Origin of the sequence: Streptomyces kebangsaanensis (genome assembly GCF_001906585.1) — a bacterium.
Classification (GTDB): Bacteria; Actinomycetota; Actinomycetes; order Streptomycetales; family Streptomycetaceae; genus Streptomyces; species Streptomyces kebangsaanensis.
The window spans coordinates 1-2,251 of sequence record NZ_JUJA01000002.1 but is presented as its reverse complement, the minus strand read 5'-3'; the positions used below and the strand labels follow the sequence as shown (position 1 = coordinate 2,251).

4 protein-coding genes are annotated in these 2,251 nt (G+C 72.6%); 1 reads left to right on the top strand and 3 read right to left on the bottom strand.

Going from position 1 to position 2,251, the window contains the following annotated elements:
* Positions 1–208: hypothetical protein (locus RH94_RS41085; protein ID WP_199880832.1), on the bottom strand; the 208-nt coding region annotated here is incomplete at its 3' end.
* A gap of 30 nt (positions 209–238) precedes the next feature.
* Between RH94_RS41085 and RH94_RS00030 the strand changes: the two genes are divergently transcribed.
* Positions 239–622 carry a hypothetical protein gene (locus RH94_RS00030; protein WP_199880831.1) on the top strand — a complete coding sequence of 128 codons (384 nt, stop codon included), beginning with the start codon at positions 239–241 and terminating at the stop codon, positions 620–622.
* A 128-nt stretch (positions 623–750) separates the two neighbouring features.
* Here RH94_RS00030 and RH94_RS00025 read toward each other — a convergent pair whose 3' ends face one another.
* Together RH94_RS00025 and RH94_RS00020 are read right to left on the bottom strand one after the other, a co-directional pair.
* Entirely contained in the window at positions 751–1,122 is a 372-nt protein-coding gene (locus RH94_RS00025) for a hypothetical protein (RefSeq protein WP_073945624.1), read from the bottom strand.
* 217 nt (positions 1,123–1,339) lie between these two features.
* A complete protein-coding gene (locus RH94_RS00020; RefSeq protein WP_073945623.1) occupies positions 1,340–2,104 on the bottom strand; it encodes a bestrophin-like domain in 765 nt (254 codons plus the stop codon).
* Between the last annotated feature and the right edge of the window lie 147 nt (positions 2,105–2,251).

Below are 2,251 nucleotides of genomic sequence, written 5' to 3'. Positions count from 1 at the left end.
GCGGGGCCCGGGTGGCGAGTTCGGCGAGTTCGGCGAGTTCGGGGCGCGTTTCTATGACCACCGGCGGGGTCCGGGTGGTGAGTTCGGTGAGTTCGGCGAATTCGGTGGTGGCCGGGGCGGCGAGGGCTTCCGCGGAGGTCCGGACTTCGGCCCGGACTTCGGTCACGGCGTTGGTCGGGGTGGTGGCCGGGGCGGTGATTTCGACCACGGCCCGGGCGGCGTCCGCAACATCGTGGCCGTGCCCGGCGCGATCGCCCGCGGCGGGCAGCTGGCGGTCACGGTCGAAGGCTGCCGCAACGGCGGCGTCATGCAGTCGCGCGCCTTCCCGAGGACGCCGCTGCGGCCGGTCAACGCCTTCGGCGAGAGGGCGAGGGGCATCGCGACCATCCGTGAGAACGTCCACCCCGGGACGTACGACATCGCGACCGAGTGCGACGGCCGGAGGCTGATCCGCCCGAGGGCCTTCACCGTCGTCGGCGGGGTCCGGGGCGGCGTCGGCGGCGGCACCGTCATCGGTGCCGCACCGGCCGACATGGCGATCGGCGGCGGGCTGCTGGCCGCGGGCACCGTCGGCGGCGGCGTGTTCTGGCTGTGCCGCCGGCGCACCGACAAGCGCGTCTGACGTCGCCCGCCGCGGTCCTGGGGATCCGGCCTCCGCCCGGCGGAGGCCGGATCCCTTCGCACCCACAGGCCTTCGCCCCGGACCTGGGCAGGTCCGGGGCGAAGGCCTGTGACGAGGAAGGGGCGCCGTCAGGCGGCGCTCCCTTCCTCTCCGGTGCGGCGGCGGGAGAGGTAGTACGCCGCGCCGACTGAGCCGGCGACGAGTGCGGTGCCCATTCCGACCTCTTTGAGATCGAAATCGGCGATGGTCCCGCCTTCGCCCGCCCGGACGCCATGGTGGAAGTGCTCCGGTCTGTGTCCTCCGCGGCCGCCGTAACGGCCCTCGTTGTCATCTCCGTCGTCGGAGCGGCCGTAGCCGCCCCCGCTGTAGCCGCCCCCGCCGTAGCCGCCTCCGCCCCCGTAGGAGTGGCCGTCACCGCCGCTGGCGACGGCGGCCGGTGCGGAGAGGGTGAGAGCGCCGAGCCCCAGCAGTGCGGCCGAAACGACTCGTATTACGCGCATGATGAATCCTCCGGTCCCCGAGGAGCAGCTGCGGACCCTTTCCGCCTGCGCCGGAAATGCACCTCGATGATCAAACGCTAGGGAGATGTGCACCGCGGCGCGATCGCACCCGGGCGAACGGGGCAACGCCGTGGGCCGCACAGGGGACGGCGTTCCTGCAGGCGGGGGACACGACCGGGAAACCGTCAGTCCGTCAGTCCGTCAGTCCACCGGCCCGTCAGCCGGTGAGATGCGGGAACAGGGCCAGGAAGGGGCCGGCCGTCGCCGACACCCCGCGGCTGTAGGGGGCGTCGAAGTCCCAGATCAGGAAGAGCAGGAAGGCGATCAGCGCGGAGAACAGCCCCGCGAGGACCAGTTCCCGTGCGGTACGGCGGATCTGCAGCGCGAACACCATCCCGATGGTGACGACGGCCCCCGAGAGCAGCCCGAACCACACCACGCCCGGCATCGTCGGTCCGGTGGAGTCGGCGCGTGCGGTGCGGGCCTGGGCGGCGGCGGCCACCTGGTCCACCAGCGGCTGGTAGGCCTGCGCCTCGAAGTCCGACTTCGGCTGGTAGTCGGTGACGTCGGCGCGGACGCGGGCCAGCAGTTCGTCGCCCCGCCCGGTGACCCGGCCGTGGTCGGTCATGGTCTTCCACTCGGTGGTGACGACGTGTCCGACGTAGGTGTCGACGTCGCCGCGGATCCGGTCGCGGACGTCGGGCGGGTAGACGCGGACGCGCTCGGAGATCTCGTGCAGCGCCTGGGCCTCTGCCTGGACGTGGTCCTGGGCGGCGGCGCGTGCCTCCCAGACGCCTGCGATGGCCAGGCCCAGGACGATGGCGTACACCACGCCGATCCACATCGTCATGTACTCGATGACGTCCGGGGTCTCGGTGGGATCGTCGTCCTCGGCCTTCGTACGGTGCCGCACGAGGGTGATGACGACGACCACCACGCAGGCGGCCAGCATCGCCAGGGTGAGAACAAGCCATTCCGACAACGGGTTCCTCCAGGGGTCAGCGCGGGCGGAGCGCGGCGACGGCGGCCAGTGCGGGCACCGCGATGAGCAGGACGTAGGTGATCGGCGACGGACTGCGCCGCGGCGTCGGCCGCTGCGGCTGGGGGTGGTGCCGCGGGTAGGCCACCG